Source organism: Massilia aurea, from assembly GCF_014200505.1.
GTDB classification, from domain to species: Bacteria; Pseudomonadota; Gammaproteobacteria; order Burkholderiales; family Burkholderiaceae_D; genus Telluria; species Telluria aurea_B.
Genome location: NZ_JACHBX010000001.1, coordinates 766,791 through 782,856 on the forward strand (window position 1 = coordinate 766,791; position 16,066 = coordinate 782,856).

At 65.2% G+C, this 16,066-nt stretch carries 16 protein-coding genes; 6 read left to right on the top strand and 10 right to left on the bottom strand.

What is annotated here, in order from left to right:
• The first annotated feature begins 59 nt into the window (after nucleotides 1–59).
• On the top strand, nucleotides 60–1,886 hold the full coding sequence (locus HD842_RS03370; protein ID WP_183550944.1) for a M4 family metallopeptidase: 1,827 nt from the start codon (nucleotides 60–62) through the stop codon (nucleotides 1,884–1,886).
• Here the strand turns inward: HD842_RS03370 and HD842_RS03375 are convergent.
• The gene (locus HD842_RS03375) at nucleotides 1,855–2,547 is read right to left on the bottom strand and encodes a M23 family metallopeptidase (protein WP_183550947.1); all 693 of its coding nucleotides are present in this window, start codon (nucleotides 2,545–2,547) and stop codon (nucleotides 1,855–1,857) included. The two genes, HD842_RS03370 and HD842_RS03375, sit on opposite strands and share 32 nt — an antisense overlap.
• A gap of 51 nt (nucleotides 2,548–2,598) precedes the next feature.
• The gene (locus HD842_RS03380; RefSeq protein ID WP_183550950.1) at nucleotides 2,599–3,630 is read right to left on the bottom strand and encodes a L,D-transpeptidase family protein; all 1,032 of its coding nucleotides are present in this window, start codon (nucleotides 3,628–3,630) and stop codon (nucleotides 2,599–2,601) included.
• 114 nt (nucleotides 3,631–3,744) lie between these two features.
• Between HD842_RS03380 and HD842_RS03385 the strand changes: the two genes are divergently transcribed.
• Nucleotides 3,745–4,053: a 2Fe-2S iron-sulfur cluster-binding protein gene (locus HD842_RS03385; protein ID WP_183550953.1), complete on the top strand. Its 309-nt coding sequence runs from the start codon at nucleotides 3,745–3,747 to the stop codon at nucleotides 4,051–4,053.
• 294 nt (nucleotides 4,054–4,347) lie between these two features.
• Here HD842_RS03385 and HD842_RS03390 read toward each other — a convergent pair whose 3' ends face one another.
• Nucleotides 4,348–5,250: an alpha/beta hydrolase gene (locus tag HD842_RS03390; protein ID WP_183550956.1), complete on the bottom strand. Its 903-nt coding sequence runs from the start codon at nucleotides 5,248–5,250 to the stop codon at nucleotides 4,348–4,350.
• 159 nt (nucleotides 5,251–5,409) lie between these two features.
• On the opposite strand from HD842_RS03390, the gene HD842_RS03395 reads away from it, so the two are divergent.
• Nucleotides 5,410–5,604 carry a hypothetical protein gene (locus tag HD842_RS03395; protein WP_183553755.1) on the top strand — a complete coding sequence of 65 codons (195 nt, stop codon included), beginning with the start codon at nucleotides 5,410–5,412 and terminating at the stop codon, nucleotides 5,602–5,604.
• Between the two features lie 15 nt (nucleotides 5,605–5,619).
• Here the strand turns inward: HD842_RS03395 and HD842_RS03400 are convergent, their stop codons facing one another.
• Nucleotides 5,620–5,820 carry a hypothetical protein gene (locus HD842_RS03400; RefSeq protein WP_183550959.1) on the bottom strand — a complete coding sequence of 67 codons (201 nt, stop codon included), beginning with the start codon at nucleotides 5,818–5,820 and terminating at the stop codon, nucleotides 5,620–5,622.
• A gap of 186 nt (nucleotides 5,821–6,006) precedes the next feature.
• On the opposite strand from HD842_RS03400, the gene HD842_RS03405 reads away from it, so the two are divergent.
• Nucleotides 6,007–6,144 (top strand): hypothetical protein, encoded by a 138-nt coding sequence (locus HD842_RS03405; RefSeq protein WP_183550962.1) that lies wholly within the window; start codon nucleotides 6,007–6,009, stop codon nucleotides 6,142–6,144.
• 59 nt (nucleotides 6,145–6,203) lie between these two features.
• Entirely contained in the window at nucleotides 6,204–6,575 is a 372-nt protein-coding gene (locus HD842_RS03410; protein ID WP_183550964.1) for a hypothetical protein, read from the top strand.
• Between the two features lie 104 nt (nucleotides 6,576–6,679).
• Here the strand turns inward: HD842_RS03410 and HD842_RS03415 are convergent, their stop codons facing one another.
• The 6 genes from HD842_RS03415 to HD842_RS03440 all read right to left on the bottom strand — a co-directional run bounded on the left by HD842_RS03415 (nucleotide 6,680) and on the right by HD842_RS03440 (nucleotide 14,837).
• Nucleotides 6,680–6,901 carry a hypothetical protein gene (locus tag HD842_RS03415; RefSeq protein WP_183550969.1) on the bottom strand — a complete coding sequence of 74 codons (222 nt, stop codon included), beginning with the start codon at nucleotides 6,899–6,901 and terminating at the stop codon, nucleotides 6,680–6,682.
• Nucleotides 6,902–7,046: 145 nt separating this feature from the next.
• Entirely contained in the window at nucleotides 7,047–9,827 is a 2,781-nt protein-coding gene (locus HD842_RS03420; protein WP_229424577.1) for a bifunctional diguanylate cyclase/phosphodiesterase, read from the bottom strand.
• Between the two features lie 225 nt (nucleotides 9,828–10,052).
• On the bottom strand, nucleotides 10,053–10,832 hold the full coding sequence (locus tag HD842_RS03425) for a fused MFS/spermidine synthase (protein WP_183550975.1): 780 nt from the start codon (nucleotides 10,830–10,832) through the stop codon (nucleotides 10,053–10,055).
• A gap of 32 nt (nucleotides 10,833–10,864) precedes the next feature.
• The gene (locus HD842_RS03430) at nucleotides 10,865–12,382 is read right to left on the bottom strand and encodes a CitMHS family transporter (RefSeq protein ID WP_183553570.1); all 1,518 of its coding nucleotides are present in this window, start codon (nucleotides 12,380–12,382) and stop codon (nucleotides 10,865–10,867) included.
• Between the two features lie 273 nt (nucleotides 12,383–12,655).
• Nucleotides 12,656–14,134 (bottom strand): sensor histidine kinase, encoded by a 1,479-nt coding sequence (locus HD842_RS03435; RefSeq protein ID WP_183550978.1) that lies wholly within the window; start codon nucleotides 14,132–14,134, stop codon nucleotides 12,656–12,658.
• A gap of 13 nt (nucleotides 14,135–14,147) precedes the next feature.
• On the bottom strand, nucleotides 14,148–14,837 hold the full coding sequence (locus tag HD842_RS03440; RefSeq protein ID WP_183550982.1) for a response regulator: 690 nt from the start codon (nucleotides 14,835–14,837) through the stop codon (nucleotides 14,148–14,150).
• 134 nt (nucleotides 14,838–14,971) lie between these two features.
• Here HD842_RS03440 and HD842_RS03445 point away from each other — a divergent pair, with 134 nt between their 5' ends.
• Entirely contained in the window at nucleotides 14,972–16,039 is a 1,068-nt protein-coding gene (locus HD842_RS03445; RefSeq protein ID WP_183550985.1) for a porin, read from the top strand.
• Nucleotides 16,040–16,066 lie beyond the last annotated feature (27 nt).

A 16,066-nucleotide genomic window follows, 5' to 3' on the forward strand; every position in this document is an offset into this window, starting at 1 on the left:
CACGTCCATCATGGTCGATGACCGGCGCCACCTGGCCCGGCATACCGGATGGAGCCGAGATGATTCCTCAACCGTTGTTCAGGGCAGTTCTGCTGGGTGCCGCCATCGCGCTGGCGCCCGGCGTCCACGGCGCGCCGATGATGAGCGCGCCACTGACGTTGGACAAGCAGGCGCAGACGCAGGTCATCAGCCAGCTGACGGCGCGCCGGCCGGCCATCGGCCTTGATGCCGATCATGGCTACCGCGTCGTCGCGCAGCACCCCGGCGTGCAGGGCACGCACGTGGTCCGTGCGGCGCACCTGTACAAGGGCGTGCGCATCTTCGGCTCCGAGTCGGTCGTCGTGCTCGATGCACGCCAGCAGATCGTCTCAGAAAGCGCTTCGCCTCGCCGCCTGCAGCTGGGGCGCGGCGCGGCCGGGGCGCTGAGCCCCGTCACCACCGGCTTCGACACCACACCAGTCATCAAGCGCAAGGCGGCCATCAGCGCCGCCCTCAAGGGCAGTCCGTCCCGCGCCGTCAACGTCAAGCTTCCTACTGCCGAGCTGGTGATCTATCCCGTGATGCGCGATGAGCGCGCACCTGGCTCTGTCGCCAAACCGGATAGCGAACTCAATGCGCTCGACCTGGTCGAAACAGTCGACCGCTACACGCTGGCCTGGCACGTGCGCGTGCGCATGCGCAGCGGCGAGCAGCCGATCTTCTATGACGTCATTATCGACGCGCGCACGGGTGAGACCATTGATCGCTGGAACTCGCTGCAAACGGTCGAAGGTGTCGGTCGCAGCCAGTACAGCGGCGAAGTGCCGCTTAGTACGACATTCAATGGCAATGTGTACCAGTTGCTCGACCCGCAGCGCGGCAAGGGCGGTTCGTTCGGTGCGATGGCAATCACCAACGCCAACCACGGCACCACGAGCGGGCGCGTCTACACCAACAGCAGCAACACCTGGGGCGACGGCAAGCAGTTCGTCGAAGGCGCCAGCACGACAGGCGCCAACGGCCAGACCGCGGCCGTCAACGCCATGTGGGGCCTGATGAATACCTATGACCTGCACCTGAACGTGCTGGGCTGGCGCGCGCTCGACGGCCAGGATACAGCCTCGCACATTGCCGTGCATGTCAACCGCGGCTACGACAACGCCTACTACAGCGACACCTGTCACTGCATGTTCATCGGCGATGGCACCTTCTTCACGAACCTGGCGGCGATCGACGTGATCGGCCATGAAATGGGGCACGGCGTCACGGCCGCCACATCCAACCTGGTCTACACGGGCGAATCGGGCGGCCTGAACGAGTCGAGTTCGGACATCGCCGGCGAAGCCGTCGAAGCGTATGCGCGCGCCGGCGGCAAGGGAGAGGTTGTGCCAGAGCTGGGAAACGACTGGATGCTGGGCAGCGAGATCGCCCGCGACGGCAAGCCGCTGCGCTGGATGATCAAGCCGAGCAAGGATGGCAGCAGCCGCGACGCCTGGAGTACCAGCCTCAAGCGCCTGGACGTGCATTACAGCAGCGGCCCGAATAACCGGATGTTTTATTTCCTGGCGCGGGGTTCAGCGGCCGACAAGACGAATGATGCGTGGAGCAGCTACCTGAAGCGGCGCCCGCTGGCGATGACGGGCATTGGCATCGACAAGGCGTTCCGGATCTGGTTCCGTGCGAACACGACCAAGTTCACGGCCAGCACCGATTACGCCGATGCGCGGGCGAAGATGATCGAGTCGGCGGGGGAGTTGTACGGGACGGGCAGCCGCGAAGTGGTGGCTGTCACGCGCGCCTATGCAGCAATCAATGTCGGGGCCGACATCGACGAATTGGCGACCGCGTCCGTTGTCGGACCGGCCGCCGTAGTGATCACTGATCGCTCATCAGTGGAAACGGATTGAGCGGCGTGCCTTTCCACCACTGCTTCTCCGGCGTCAGGGCGACGACGGCGAAGTGCAGGTGCGGTGCGTTTGGATCAGAATTGCCGGTCACGCCGACATAACCGATCAACGTGCCACGCTTGACCTCCATGCCTTCGGCGATGCCGTCGGCGTAGCGGTCCAGGTGGGCGTAGTAATACGCGAACTGGCCGGTCGGATCGAACTGATAGACGGTCAGGCCACCCGGCTTGCTGTGAAACAGCTTGGCGACCTTGCCATCGGCCACGGCAACGACAGGCGTGCCGGTCGGGGCCATGATGTCGAGCGCCTCGTGCTGGCGCTGCTCGCCGCGCGGCTGGTAGAAGGTGTCGGTCAGCTGGGCCGACTTGATGCCTTGCACCGGCACCAGCAGCTTGCCCGGCATCGTCGTCGGAGCAGCGGAACCTGTCGCGGCATTGGCGTCCGGCGTCGGGCGCAGTGGCAGGTCGGCATCTTCCAGGTTCGGCACGACGACCGGCGCCGGTGGCAGCTGGCCCTCGATCTGCGACGCCGGAATGCCGGGTGCCGCGGGCGCCGTGGCTGCAACCTCGGTCGCCGGCTTTTCTGGCACATCCTGCAATGCCACGAACAGGATCGCGGCGCCGACCAGCACGCCGAGAATAAACGTGATCAACCATTTCATCTTGTTCTCCGTGCGGCGCCACGGGCGCCGCGTGTGTGCCTGGGGCGTGCGTTATTTTTGCAGGATCACTTCGGTGCCAGCCGACACGGCGGCGCCCACTTCAGCGGCGCTCCAGTTGGTCAGGCGGATGCAGCCATGCGATTCGGTCTTGCCCACGTGGCCCGGCACTGGCGTGCCGTGGATGCCGTAGTGCGGCTTGGACAGGTCGATCCACATCACGCCGACCGGGTTGTTCGGGCCTGGCTTGACAGGGGTTGCCTTGTCGCCCGGCTTGGCGTCCCAGAACAGTTTCGGGTTGTAGTTGTAGACCGGATTGGCGTGCACGCCCTCGATTTTCCAGGTGCCGATCGGCAGCGGATCGCGGCTGCTGCCGGTCGAGGCCGGATACTGGGCCAGCAGGCGACCCGATGCGTCAAACAGTTGCAGCGTCTTGGCGCCATCGCGCACGACGACCTTGGTGGCCTGCGCCAGTGGTTCCTTGCCGCTCACGTTCGGGACCATGATGCGTTCGCCCGCGCGGGCGAAGGTCTTGCCAGGATTGAGGCGCTGCAGCAGTTCCGGGCTGGCGTGGAATTTTTCGCCCAGGCCTTCGAGCACATTGGCGTAGCCCAGCTGGGCCAGCTTGGCTTTTTCCATCATCGTGTCGGGCACCGGCTGGAACGGGCCTTCGACGTCTTCGGGAATCAGCGCATATTCGGCCAGCGTGGGCGTGGTGTCGGTGGCGAGGGCATTCCAGGTCGCGTCATCGAGCTTGCCGGTGACCGGCAGCTTGCGCACGGCCTGGAACGTGTTCAGGGCCTGGCGCATGTTCGAGCCGTAGGCGCCATCCAGTTCACCCGGGGAGAGGTAAATGCGTTCGAGCAGCACCTGGGCACGCAGCAGTTTTTCGAATTCTGCCTGCTCGGCAATGGCCGGATCCTGCACAGCGCCGGGCGCAGCGGTCACCGCCGTCGACATCGTCGTATTCTGGGCCGTCGTCGCCGGTTGGGCGGCTGGCGGCAGCGGGGCAGGCTGTTGCGCGATGGCGTGGGTCAGCGTGCCTCCAAGGGCGGCGATCAGGGTCAGGGCGGTTATCTTGTTCATGCGGTCTCCGGGTTTGCTTCTGGAAAACTGTAGAGTAGTGAAATGCATCCTCCAGGTCTGTGCGTCAGCGTACTCACAGCCGGCCAACTGTTTCATTGAGGCTACAATTGCACTATGGATCAGCCTGTCTACACCGTTACCGTCATGCCGCTTGGCGCCAGCGTCGTTGTTGGCGCGGCCACGACCGTGCTGCACGCACTCGAGGCTGCCGGGATCGAGCTGCCCAGCTCATGTCGCAACGGAACCTGTCGCACCTGCCTGTGCCGTGTGCGCGCCGGCAAGGTGGCGTACACGGTCGAGTGGCCAGGCCTGTCGGTCGACGAGCGGCGTGATGGCGACATCCTGCCCTGCGTGGCGCTGGCGCGCGACGATCTGGTGCTGGACGTCCCGCTGGCGCGGCGCAGCGCTACCGGGCGCGATTAGCATGGTGGTACTATCCGCATGATGCCCGACGCGCTGTCCGGCACGTTCTGATGACATCCGCAGCAACCACCACGAATGGAGCACCACCATGAGCAAAAGTCAGGATGCAAAGAAGACGACCAAGAAAGAACCGGCCAAGACTATGAAGGAAAAGAAGGAAGCCAAGAAGGTCAAGAAAGAAGAAAAGTCGCGCCAGCAGTAAAGACCGCAGTAAACCAGCAGTAAAGTACACGCAATAACCTCAGCTTGACCCTGTATCACCGCGTCGCCTCCCGGCGACGCGCACCGCCTGTCCTACGGCGTTTCTGTACTCAAGCCCAGCGCTCCCTCGATCACGTTCAGCACCGTCGGCCACGCCGGCGAACTCGTTGCGACCTCATCGTAATGGCTGGCCTCTGGCAGGATCACGACGTCTGCCACATCCCCCAGCTTGCCTGCGCGCGCCGCGTAGTCGTGTGCCACGCGCGGCGGCGAAATCGTGTCGAGCGCACCCGTCACGAGCCAGGTGCGGCTGCCATTGGGCATCAGGTCGGCGGCATTGGTATCGACCAGGACGTCGGGCCGCGCAGCGCTCGGGGTGCCGGCCAGTTGCGTGAGATCGCGGTCGCAGCTCGATTTGATCAGCGCCGCTTCGTGGCGCAGGTCGGCCAGGCCGCCCAGGCTCACGATACGGTCGATCTTGAGTGGATTGGCATGGTGCAGCGGGCTGCCGGCCGGGATACGTGCGCGGCCCGCGATCCATTGCACCAGCTGCCCGCCGGCAGAATGGCCGACAGCGACAATGCGGGCCAAGTCGAGCTTGTGCGCTGGCGCATGCGTTGCCAGCAGGTCGAGCGCGGCGTGCATGTCGAGGTACATGCCGGGATAGCCGCCGCCCGGTTCATCGATGCGCCGGTATTCGACGTTCCAGACCGCGATGCCGCGTGCGGCCAGCGCACCGGCCATATTGCGAAACTGGGTGATGCCGCCAAACTTGCTGTTCCAGCAGCCACCGTGCACCAGCACCGCCACCGGGAACGGGCCGGCGCCGGGCGGCACGAACAGTTCCGCGTACTGGGACGGCGCGGGGCCATAGGCGAGTTTGGTGGTCGGGGCAGGGCCGCGCAGGGCCAGGTAGTCGTCGAGTTTCATCGGGGCGGCGTGGGCGCTCGAGGCGGCGCCAAGCGCGAGGGCAAACAGCAGGCTGGAAAAGCGCATGGCGGGGCGGGGAAGGTGGTGAAAACATCACTATAGCCGAGTCACCCCGCCGCAGCAGCATGTGGTAGTGAAGGCCGACGGTTGCCGGGCAATCGTACGGCCCCGGGGAGACAGCCATGCTAGTCTGCCCATGACTCCATCACTTACCGAAAGGCGACCATGATTCAATTCCATGCCAACGACGCCTCGCGCGAACCGATCATTTTGCATGCGCACACGACACCCGATCCGGATGCGCCGAACGACCCACTGGCGCCGCCGCCGCAACCACCGGTGCCGGACGACGTGCCCGATCCCGTCAATGCCCCGGTCGAAGAGCCGAGCATGCCCGAACCACCGATCCGGGCTCACTAAACTGATAGTATCCGATCAAGCGCCGGGTCCCTGGCGCTGACCTTCCTTGTCTTCTTGCTTGTCATCGCTGCCTGCCGGCGGCAGTCCCGGGATCTCGCGAATCATTTGTTCGGTGTCGTGCTGACCGGGCGAGCGTTCGCCGCTGCCGATGTCGGCTTCATCAAAAATGGCGCGATCCTTGTTTTTCGGGTCGACGTTGTTGGGTGTGTCATTCATGCTGGGCTCCAATAGCGTTATCAATGTTGTACGATCCTAACAGCCCCGGGGCGGCCATGTCGCGCGGCAGGCCATGGTGAAAACTGTTGCTTTTTCGTCCGTGTACAGGGCACGCGTGCTTCCTGTCACAGAACGGCAGCAATGGGCTTTCTATAATGTCGATAACATGAAAAACAGGAGGAGATCATGGGCTCGACGTTGTACAACAAGATTTATCTGGGGCGCAGCTCGGTGCTGGGCTCGCGTAGCGTGCAGCTCGCGCTCGTGCTGGGCGTACTGGCCAGCGCCGGCCTGGGTTGGCTGATCCTGCGTTCGCTGCGCTGAAGGTTGCCCCGGCGCGCTGCGACGCGTACCATGCGCCCTTTGGTCAACGAAACGCGGTAATGAAAAACGAAAAGCTCACGACGGACGAATACGACGCACTCGACATGGTGCGGCGCGGCGGTAAACAAGAGATGGCCAGTGCCTGTGTCGGGCGCAATTCGAAGCGCCTGTGTGGCATCAAGCTGATGTCGTATGGTCGCGACAAGCGGCTGACGCTGACCGACAAGGGTGAAGAAGTGCTGTTCCTGCGCCGCTGCGTCACCGGCCTGCGCGCACTGGCGGCCGATCCGCAGGTGGTGCTCGACGAAGACGTGCTGCGCTTCCTGAACCGCAAATCGCATATCGTGCCGCTCGAAGGCGGTGGCCATGGCCTGAGCGACAAGGGCCGTGAATCGCTGGCCGATATCGCCCTAAACGAAGAGCGCCGCTGACCGCGCCGGCCGTCCATTGCGGACGGCCACTGTATTGCCTGCTCAACTGTTTCTGTATTCTCAGCTGCAGTTGCAGCTGCAGCTGGCTGCAGCATTGCGCCTGCTTAGTGCGCGCGGCGGCGGGCCGGATAGACCAGCGCCCGCACGGCCACTTCGGCCGGTACGTTCATCGTCGCGAGAAACTCTGCTGCGCGCTGCAGGCCGAGAGTCGGAATCGAGGCGATCGCCTGGTTGACCAGATCGGACGTGCGGCCATCGACGCGCTGGTGGCGCGTTGTGGTCGTATTGGTTGTCATGGCCAGGTCGGGCATGTCATTCATATTCATTGTGGGGTCCAGGTCTCGGGGTTGTGCCATTGGCCCGATGATTGTACGACCAATAATGTTTATTTAGCTATACAAATGTTCTGCCGGCTATGTAATGACACGGCTTCGTCCCGCCACGCGTGGCGGCCATGCAACTGATCGTACGCTAGGCGGGTAGGGTCTCGGGCGCTGGTGATAGCGTTGGCGCTGGCAGGCAGCGGCCTTCGGCCAGCAAGGCCTCGAATTGGTCCGCCGGCACCGGTTTGCTGAAGTAATAGCCCTGCATTTCATCACAGCCGTGGCTGCGCAGGTAGTCGAGCTGCGCGAGCGTCTCGACGCCTTCGGCGATCACGGCCAGTTTCAGATTGTGGGCCAGTGCGATGATGGACGAGACGATGGCTGCGTCGTTGGCGTCGTGCGTGATGTCGGCCACGAACGAGCGGTCGATCTTGAGCACGTCGATCGGGAAACGCGACAGGTACGAGAAGCTCGAATAGCCGGTGCCGAAGTCGTCGATGGACAGATTGACCCCGAGCGCCTTCATCCGGTGCAGTAACTCCACCGCCGGCGTGACGTCGCTCATGAACAGGCTTTCAGTCAGCTCAATCTCCAGGCAGGCTGCATCGAGCCCGGTCTCCTGCAGCGTCGCTTCCAGGCTGGCCATCAGGTTGGCCGCGCCGAACTGGCGCGCCGACAAATTCACTGCCACCCGCAGGCGCGGGTAGCCGGCGACCTGCCAGGCCTTGTTCTGCGCGCAGGCAGTGCGCATGACCCAGGCACCGATCGGGACAATCAGGCCGGTTTCTTCGGCCACGCCGACAAAGCGCCCTGGCGGCACCATGCCCAGTTCGGGATGGTTCCAGCGGATCAGCGCTTCCATGCCGACGATCTGGCCCGTCTTCATGTCCACCTGCGGCTGGTAGTGCAGCACGAATTCGTCGCGTTCGAGCGCATTGCGCAGCGCGCCTTCGATGCGCACCCGTTCCATCGCCTCGTCGTTCATGCTCGGCGTGAAGAACTGGAAGTTGTTGCGCCCCAGCTTCTTGGCCCGGTACATGGCAATGTCGGCGTGCTCGATCAGGTTTTCGCTCAGTGTGCCTTCAGTCGGGAACACGGCCACGCCCACCGAGCAGGTCACGAAGAATTCCTTGTTACCGAGCATGACCGGCTGCGCGACGGCATCCATGATCCGCTGCACGACGGCTGGGGAGAGCGGCTCGTCGGCATGCTCGTTGAGGATCACGACGAACTCGTCGCCCGACAGGCGCGCCACGGTATCGGCATCGCGCAGCGCCGCGCGCAGGCGCGCCGCCACGGTCACCAGCAGCACGTCGCCGGCCTTGTGGCCCATGCTGTCGTTGACGAACTTGAAGCGGTCCAGGTCGATCAGCATGACCCACACCGGCCGCTCGCTGCGGCTGGCAAACGCAATCGACTGGCTCAGGCGATCCTGCAGCAGCGAGCGGTTGGGCAGGCCGGTGAGCACGTCGTGCTGGGCCACGTGGTGCACGCGCTGCTCGGTCAGCTTGCGCTCGGTGATGTCGCTGCCGGTACCGCGGTAGCCGGTGAGCACGCCCGCCTCGTCGAACACGGGCTCGCCATTGACGCAGAACCAGCGCGCGTTGCCATCGTCATCGACGATCTGGTACTCAAGGTTGTTGAACGCCTCGCGCGCCTGCATCTTGGCCAGGTGGGTACGGCCGCTTTCGCTGTCGAGCAGGCCCGGCACGTATTCCCAGCGCGTCTTGCCGATCAGGCCCTGCACGGCGACGCCCGATTTTTCGGTGAAGCCACCGGTGATCATCGTGAAGCGCAGCTCGGCATCCTGTTCCCAGTACCAGTCCGACGACATCGACACCAGCTGGCGGAAACGCTGCTCGCTGTGCAGCAGCGCTTTTTCGGCGCGCTCGCGCGCGACCATGTCGTCGATCAGCTGGCGGTTGCTGCGGCGCAGTTCCGACGTGCGCTGGCGCACCAGTTGCTGCACCTTGCGCGCCCGCTCGCCAGCCGATTGCACGAATGCGGCGCCCATCAGCGTGACGAGGATGCCCCCGCACAGCAGCGACAGCGAGGCGAGATGATCGGCCAAAAACGGCCGGGGCGCTGCGGCGACCTCAACGCGCCAGGCCCGGCCGCCCGCGTGCAGTATGGTGTTCTGCATGCCGTGGTCGGGGCGCAGCCAGCCGGCAAATTCGTGGCGCGAGGCGCGCGACGTTGGGCCGTTCGAGAACAGCAGGGCGGCAGGGTCGGCATGGTCGCTCGCATACACTGACACGAAGATGTCGCCGCCACCCAGCAGGCCGGCGGCGGCAAGCGATTCGCGCACCAGTTCCTTGCCCCGCAGGACAACGGCCGTGTTGCCGCGCATGACGCCCTGCTTGTCGAACACCGGCTGCACCAGATCGAAGCTGGCCTGGCTTGTCGGCGCCTGGGCCAGCGCGAACAGGCTGCTGGCGGCCGGCTGGCCCGTGCTGCGCGCCAGCTCGAGTGCGTCCATGACGGCGGCGTTGTGGGACAGGTTCAGGCCCAGGGCCGCTTCGTTGCCGGCCATCGGTTCGACGTATTCGATGACGTGGTAGCGGGTGCGCAGCGGCGCGGGTACCTGGCCGCCCGGCGTCATCTCGGTCAGAATCGTGCCGGGACGTACGCGCTGCAGCTCGGCTTCGATTAACGCGCGCTCATTGCCCGGCACGACGCGGTGGAAATTGAACGCCTGGATGAAGCGGTGGCGCTCGAGCAGGGCGGACGTGAAGTCGGCAAACCGCTCGCGGCTGACGGGCTCGCCTCTGGAAAACAGCTGGTTGGTCACGGCCAGGACTTCGAACGCCTGGCCCATGCCCTGGCGCACCGCCGCCACGCGCTGGTCGGCGCGCTGGCCGAAGGCGAGCGCCATATTGTCATATTCGAGGTGACTGACGCCGATGAACAGGCCGAAGGAGGCGGCCATGCCGCCCCCGAGCGTGAGGGCTGCCGCGAGAGTCAGTGAACGGGGCAGTCGGCGCGGCATGTTATCGAAAGGTCCAGGTCAGTCCGTACAAATGAGTCAGAAGCGCAGGTGGCAGACGGTTCTTGCCGACGAGCATGAATGCGCGCCAGTGTGTCATACAAGAGGCTGGCGCCGCAAACTTATCGTATTGTGAGGGACAATCTGCCCGTCGTGGGTAAAACCGTGCTAGCCCCGGCGCCGCGCCAGCCAGGCCACCACGCCGCGCGCGAGCAGCCGGTTGGCCCAGCCGAAGCCGATGCCGCTGCGGTCCCGGCCGCGCCGTGCGAGGCGTCCCAGCAGGCGTTCTGCGCGTAAAGGCGATGTGCCGGGGCGCACGGCGAACAGGATCCGGTTGTTGCCGGCGATGTGCCGGAACCAGATCACGCGCCCGTCGAAGGCATCCCGCAGCCGTTGTAAGAAAGACACATAATCGGGATCGTAGGTGAAGATATTGGCCACCAGTACCCCGCCGGGCCGCAGCGCGCGGCGGCCGGCGGCGTAGAACGCGCTGCTGGCCAACGCCGGCGGCAAGCCGCCCCGGTCGAAGCCATCGACCAGCAACACATCGGCGTCCCCGGGTGTGCGCGCCAGATAATCGGCCGCGTCGCAATGCAGCACCCGCAGGCGCGCATCGTCCGGTGGCAGGCAGAACACGTCGCGCAGCGCGATCACGTCGGCGCGGATCTCGAGCACCGTGATGCGGGCCTGGGGAAAGTGGCGGTAGCAGAACTTGGCGAGTGAGCCGCCGCCCAGGCCCACCATCACGATGTGGCGCGGGCGTGGCGCGAACAGCGCAAAGCACATCATGGCGCGGGTGTAATCGAGGACGAGGGCATCGGGCCGCGCCAGCAGCATCTCGCTTTGCACGTCGTCGAGTGTGAATGCGAGGGTGCGGCGCTTGCCGTCGCTCACGACCAGGGGCGCGGCGACGGCAGGTGGTTCAGGAAGATCGTGGGGCGCGGGCATCCGGTAAGTATATGCCGCCGCGCCCCGTCGGATTACGCAGCACTGCCCATCAACGGGACCACGCCGAACACCAGTGCTGCTACCAGCATGACCAGTGCCGCCGAGATCGACCAGATCAGCGTGAAGCGCTGGTGGTCGCCAAATTCCACCTTGCACATGCCGACCAGCAGATAGGTCGAGGCGACCAGTGGGCTGAGCAGGTGCACCGGCTGGCCGATCACCGAGGCGCGACCGATTTCTGCCGCCGTGATGCCATACACTTCGGCCGCCTTGGCCAGCACCGGCACGATGCCGAAGTAGAACGCGTCGTTCGAGATGAAGAACGTGAACGGGATGCTGAGCAGACCCGTGACCACCGCCAGGTAGGGACCCATCCAGTCGGGCACGCCGGCGATGACGGACAGCGCAATCGCATCGACCATCTTGGTGCCTTGCAGGATGCCGACGAAGATACCGGCGGCAAAGATCAGCGACACCACCGGCAGCACGTTTGCGGCATGGTGCGCAATGCGTTCCTTCTGCTCTTCGAGGCCAGGGTAGTTGATCATGATCGCGACGGCGAAGAAGATCATGAACAGCACTGGAAGTGGCAGCACGCCCTTGATCAGGAACACCATCAACAGGGTCGTCATCGCGAAATTGATCCAGATCAGCCGTGGGCGCTTGATCGCGGCGTTCGAGACATCGTTGTCATCGCCACCACCGTTACCGCCGCCAGCGGCCAGCGCCGGTTCGGCCGACGACGTCACCGTCGATTCGACCCGGCCGCCCGCCAGCTGGTGCACATTGCCATCGCGCGCTGCGGCAACGGCGCTCGGGCTCCAGTGGCCGGTGGTGCCATTCATTTCAGCGGCCACGGCCGGCTGCAGGACGGCGACATTCTGCGCTGCCTGGGCAGCTTTTTCGGCTTTTTCAGCCTGCGTCGGCAGCGTCATGATGCCCAGGCGCTTGCGCTCCTTCATGCCCAGCACGCAGGCCACGAACACGACCCAGAGGGAGGTAACGGCCATCGGCAGGATCATCGGCACGAAGATGTCGCTGACGTCCACGCCCAGGGCGGTGGCGGCGCGCGCCGTCGGGCCGCCCCATGGCAGGATGTTGAAGACGCCGCCAGCCAGCATGATGACGCAGGCCAGCACCAGGCGGCTCATGCCAAGGCGCACATACAGCGGCAGCATGGCAGCAACGGTGATCATGTAGGTCGTGGCGCCATCGCCGTCGAGCGAGATGAACATCGCCAGCACGGCAGTGCCCACGACGATCTTGAACGGGTCACCGCCGACGATTTTCAGGATCAGGCGCACGACCGGGTCGAACAGGCCCGAATCGATCATGATGCCGAAGTACAGGATGGCGAACATCAGCATGACGCCGGTCGGGGCCAGGTTGCGGATACCGTCGAGCATCATCGGGCCGAGTTGCGGGCCGAAGCCGCCGATCACGCCAAAGCCGATAGGCACCACGATCAGGGCCACGAGCGCCGGCAGGCGCTTGGTCATGATCAGGTACATGAACACGACGACCATGGAATACGCCAGGATGGTCAACATCATCATCATTCTCCTTGCCGGTGCGCTTGCCGCACGCGGTGTGTGGGCCGCTGGGGCCCGTGGTGTTAGTGCAGGTGGCGCGTGGGGTTGTGGTGCACGGCTGCTTCATGCAGACCGATGCACGGTCGATCGCGCGCCGTTTTTGTCAGGCGCGGATCAAACGGGGGAAAGCGCAGCCAGGGCGGCGTGCGCGGGGGCAGGGAAGTGCATGGTGTCTCCGATCGTTGTCGTTGGTGTGCTGCTGTTTGCACCAACTATAGGCGTGCGTGCCTTTCAATTGGCTTTCAGTGCACTTGACGCTTCAACGATTGCCGGTGCGGGAAATATCACGCGCACGCTCAAGCCATGGCCATTGTCGGATTGGCCCAGCGTGATGCCGGCGCCATGCAGGTTGGCGATATCGCGCACGATGGCCAGTCCCAGTCCGGTGCCGCCCGGATTGGCTTCGAGCGTCGCCTGGGCGCGGTAGAACGGCATGAACACTTTGTCGACATCGCCTGCTGCGATGCCGGGCCCGCTGTCGCTGACGGCGAGCGTGACACCGTTGCCTTCGCGCCTGACCTGCAGCAGCACGCTGCCGCCGACGGGCGTATAGCGGATCGCATTGTCGACCAGGTTCGACACCATTTCGTGCAGCAGCAACCCCTGGCCGGGGACCGTGGTGAGGTCGTCGGCATCGGCTTCGAGCGCCAGGTCGATCCCTTTCTGTACGGCCGGCAGCGCCAGTTCCAGTCCGACCTGGCGCGCCACCTCTGCCAGCGAGACCGGCGCGTTGGGCGTGCTGCCGCTGCCATGCTCGATGCGCGCGAGCGTCAGCAGGCGGTTGGCCAGGTGGATTGCGCCATCGGTGGTGCCGGCAATCGAACTGACAATGGCGCGCATCGCGGCCGGATCGTTTTCGCGCAGGGCCAGTTCGGCTTGCGTCTTGAGCACCGCCAGCGGGGTGCGCAACTGGTGCGAGGCATCGGCGATGAAGCGGCGCTGGCTGGCGATGAGGTCCTGCGTGCGCGCCATCGCGCCATTCATCGCCGCCACCAGCGGGCGCACTTCCTTGTGCACGAGCGCCGGGTCGATATTCGACAGGTCGGACAGCGCGCGTGTTTCCACCTCGTTCTTCAGGAGCATCAGGGGCCGCAGCACGAGGCGCACGGCAAACCACACCATCGCCGCAACCGCCAGCACGAGCAGCGCCTGGCGCAGCAGGGTACTGAACAGGATGTCGCGCGACAGCGCCTGGCGCGCGTCGAGCGTTTCGCCCACCTGGATCAGCGCGATGCCGCGCATCGAATCGTCGTAGACCGGCTGCAGCAGCGCCGCGATGCGCACGCGCTCGCCGTTGTAGGTGGCGTGGTAGAACCGCACCAGCGCCGGATACAGGTCGGTGCGCGGCACGTTCTTCGGCACGGGCGGGAGGTCGTCGTAGCCCGACACGGTTTCGCCCTGCAGGCCCGTGACCTTGTAATAGATGCGGCCCAGCGTGTCGGTTTCAAAGCTGTCGAGCGCCACATAGGGCACGTTGGCGACGACCTTGCCATCCTGGACCGAGACCCGCTCGGCCAGCGCGCGCGTGGACGAGAGTAGCGAGCGGTCGTAGGCGACATCGGCCGCCTCGAGGGCATCGCGGTACAGCGACACCGCATTGAGCGCGACGAGCAGCACCAGCGGCAGGATCAGCCAGCGCAGCAGCTGCCCGCGCAGGCTGCCCAATGGCCGTCCGGCGGTGATCTGGAGCAGGGATGCGCGCAGGGTCATCGCGGGCGGCCGCTCAATCGGGCCGCTCTTGCATCAGGTAGCCGATGCCCCGCAGCGTGACGATCATCGCGCGGGCATCCGGAAACTTGTCGAGCTTCTTGCGGATGCGGTGGATATACAGCTCGATGGCGTCGAGGTTGACGTCGTCGGCCAGCGCGAACACTTCGTCAAACAGCTTTTCTTTCGACAGCGCGCGGCCCGGTCGCGCAATCAGCGCTTCGAGCACGGCGTGTTCGCGCGGCGTGAGTGCGAGCGCTTCGCCGCAAATGGTAAACATGCGCGATACCGTGTCGAAGCGCAGGCCACCGCATTCGTGTACCAGTGCTTCGTTGCCACTGCGGCGGCGCAGCAGCGCTTTGACGCGCGCTTCGAGTTCGGCCAGCTCGAACGGCTTGGGCAGGTAGTCGTCGGCGCCCAGGTTCAGGCCCTGCACGCGGTCTTCGAGGCCACCGCGCGCGGTCAGGATCAGCACCGGCGTGCCGCCCCGCGCGCCGCCGCGCGCACGCAGCCGGCGCAGCACGTCCAGGCCGTCCATCTTGGGCAGCGTCAGGTCCAGGATCACCAGGGCGTAGTCCTGGGTGTGGAGCAGGGCGTCGGCGTCGGCACCGGTGGCGGCGCATTCGACGGTCAGCTTGGCGTCGCGCAGGGCCTTGGACACCCAGTGGGACAGTTCGACATGGTCTTCAACGAGCAGGATTCTCATCGCGCCAGTGTAAACGCAAAGCGGGTTTTCGGAAAAGCGCCACTGAAAGCGAACTGAAAGGCTCGCGCCCCTATAGTCGGCCCACAAGCAGCGACCCAGCTGTAGCAGATACCCATAACAACGTTCGGAGACACATGAAACAATCGGCCCTCGCGCTTGCCGTCCTGGCAGCGCTGTCCCTTTCCGCACCCGTCCTCGCCCAGAGCAACGTCCAGGTCTATGGCCTAATCGACGCTGGCGCGGAATTCGTCAACCATGCCGGCGAAGACGGCGGCAACGCAGTGCGCGTCATCTCGGGCGGCAAGAACACGTCGCGCTGGGGCTTTCGTGGCAGCGAAGACCTGGGCGGCGGCCTGAAAGCCGTCTTTAACCTCGAAGGCGGCATCCTGCTCAACACGGGCGCCAGCGACGGCGCGATCTTCAAGCGCCAGGCCTACGTGGGACTGGAGAACGACCTGGGCCGGATCGTCATCGGCCGCTCGTTTACCACCGTGTACGAACTGGTGATCAAGTTCGATCCGCTCGGCTTTGCGCCGAACTACTCGTGGGCCACGGGCGGCAGCGCCACCCGGCCATCGCGCTACGGCATGACGACCCAGTTCGATAACCTGATCAAGTACACGGGGCGCACGGGCGGGTTCACGTACGGCGCCACGGTCGGCCTGGGCGAACGGTCGGGCAGCTCGCGCGAAGGCCGCAAGCTGGCGCTGGGCGGCTCGTGGTTCGGTGATGGCCTGGGCGTGATGGCGTCGTGGGAGCGGATCGACGGCACGCCGATCGAGGGCGTCGCCACGAATGGATTGGACGAAACGACGGCGTACCACGTGGCCGTCGACTACCGCAGCGGCCCGTGGCGCTACACGGCCGGCAAGCGTGGCTACAAGCTGGCCCAGGGCCGGACCAACCTGGCCGACCTGCGCGGCGACACCTACTGGGGCGGCATCACGCGCACGATCGACGCGGTCACGCTGACGGGCGCGGTGTATCACATCAACACGAAGAACCTGCCTTCGAATCTGGACGCCGACCCGACGATGTTTGTCGCGCGCGCCATGCTGGCGCTGTCCAAGCGCACGGACCTGTACCTGTCACTGGCGCACGCGAAGGCGGACAACGGCCAGCTGATCGGCCTGTCGCGCGACGATCCGGGCTTCGGGTCGACCCAGAGCGGCATCACCGCAGGCATGCAGCACCGCTTCTAGTACCGCCACGCGGCACCGTGCGGCGGT

What these genes read in the sequence shown, in the direction of transcription:
- HD842_RS03370 (WP_183550944.1), top strand. Translation starts at nt 60, where the DNA reads ATGATTCCTCAACCGTTGTTCAGGGCAGTTCTGCTGGGTGCCGCCATC.
- HD842_RS03375 (WP_183550947.1), bottom strand. Translation starts at nt 2,547, where the DNA reads ATGAAATGGTTGATCACGTTTATTCTCGGCGTGCTGGTCGGCGCCGCG.
- HD842_RS03380 (WP_183550950.1), bottom strand. Translation starts at nt 3,630, where the DNA reads ATGAACAAGATAACCGCCCTGACCCTGATCGCCGCCCTTGGAGGCACG.
- HD842_RS03385 (WP_183550953.1), top strand. Translation starts at nt 3,745, where the DNA reads ATGGATCAGCCTGTCTACACCGTTACCGTCATGCCGCTTGGCGCCAGC.
- HD842_RS03390 (WP_183550956.1), bottom strand. Translation starts at nt 5,250, where the DNA reads ATGCGCTTTTCCAGCCTGCTGTTTGCCCTCGCGCTTGGCGCCGCCTCG.
- HD842_RS03395 (WP_183553755.1), top strand. Translation starts at nt 5,410, where the DNA reads ATGATTCAATTCCATGCCAACGACGCCTCGCGCGAACCGATCATTTTG.
- HD842_RS03400 (WP_183550959.1), bottom strand. Translation starts at nt 5,820, where the DNA reads ATGAATGACACACCCAACAACGTCGACCCGAAAAACAAGGATCGCGCC.
- HD842_RS03405 (WP_183550962.1), top strand. Translation starts at nt 6,007, where the DNA reads ATGGGCTCGACGTTGTACAACAAGATTTATCTGGGGCGCAGCTCGGTG.
- HD842_RS03410 (WP_183550964.1), top strand. Translation starts at nt 6,204, where the DNA reads ATGAAAAACGAAAAGCTCACGACGGACGAATACGACGCACTCGACATG.
- HD842_RS03415 (WP_183550969.1), bottom strand. Translation starts at nt 6,901, where the DNA reads ATGAATATGAATGACATGCCCGACCTGGCCATGACAACCAATACGACC.
- HD842_RS03420 (WP_229424577.1), bottom strand. Translation starts at nt 9,827, where the DNA reads ATGGCCGCCTCCTTCGGCCTGTTCATCGGCGTCAGTCACCTCGAATAT.
- HD842_RS03425 (WP_183550975.1), bottom strand. Translation starts at nt 10,832, where the DNA reads ATGCCCGCGCCCCACGATCTTCCTGAACCACCTGCCGTCGCCGCGCCC.
- HD842_RS03430 (WP_183553570.1), bottom strand. Translation starts at nt 12,382, where the DNA reads ATGTTGACCATCCTGGCGTATTCCATGGTCGTCGTGTTCATGTACCTG.
- HD842_RS03435 (WP_183550978.1), bottom strand. Translation starts at nt 14,134, where the DNA reads ATGACCCTGCGCGCATCCCTGCTCCAGATCACCGCCGGACGGCCATTG.
- HD842_RS03440 (WP_183550982.1), bottom strand. Translation starts at nt 14,837, where the DNA reads ATGAGAATCCTGCTCGTTGAAGACCATGTCGAACTGTCCCACTGGGTG.
- HD842_RS03445 (WP_183550985.1), top strand. Translation starts at nt 14,972, where the DNA reads ATGAAACAATCGGCCCTCGCGCTTGCCGTCCTGGCAGCGCTGTCCCTT.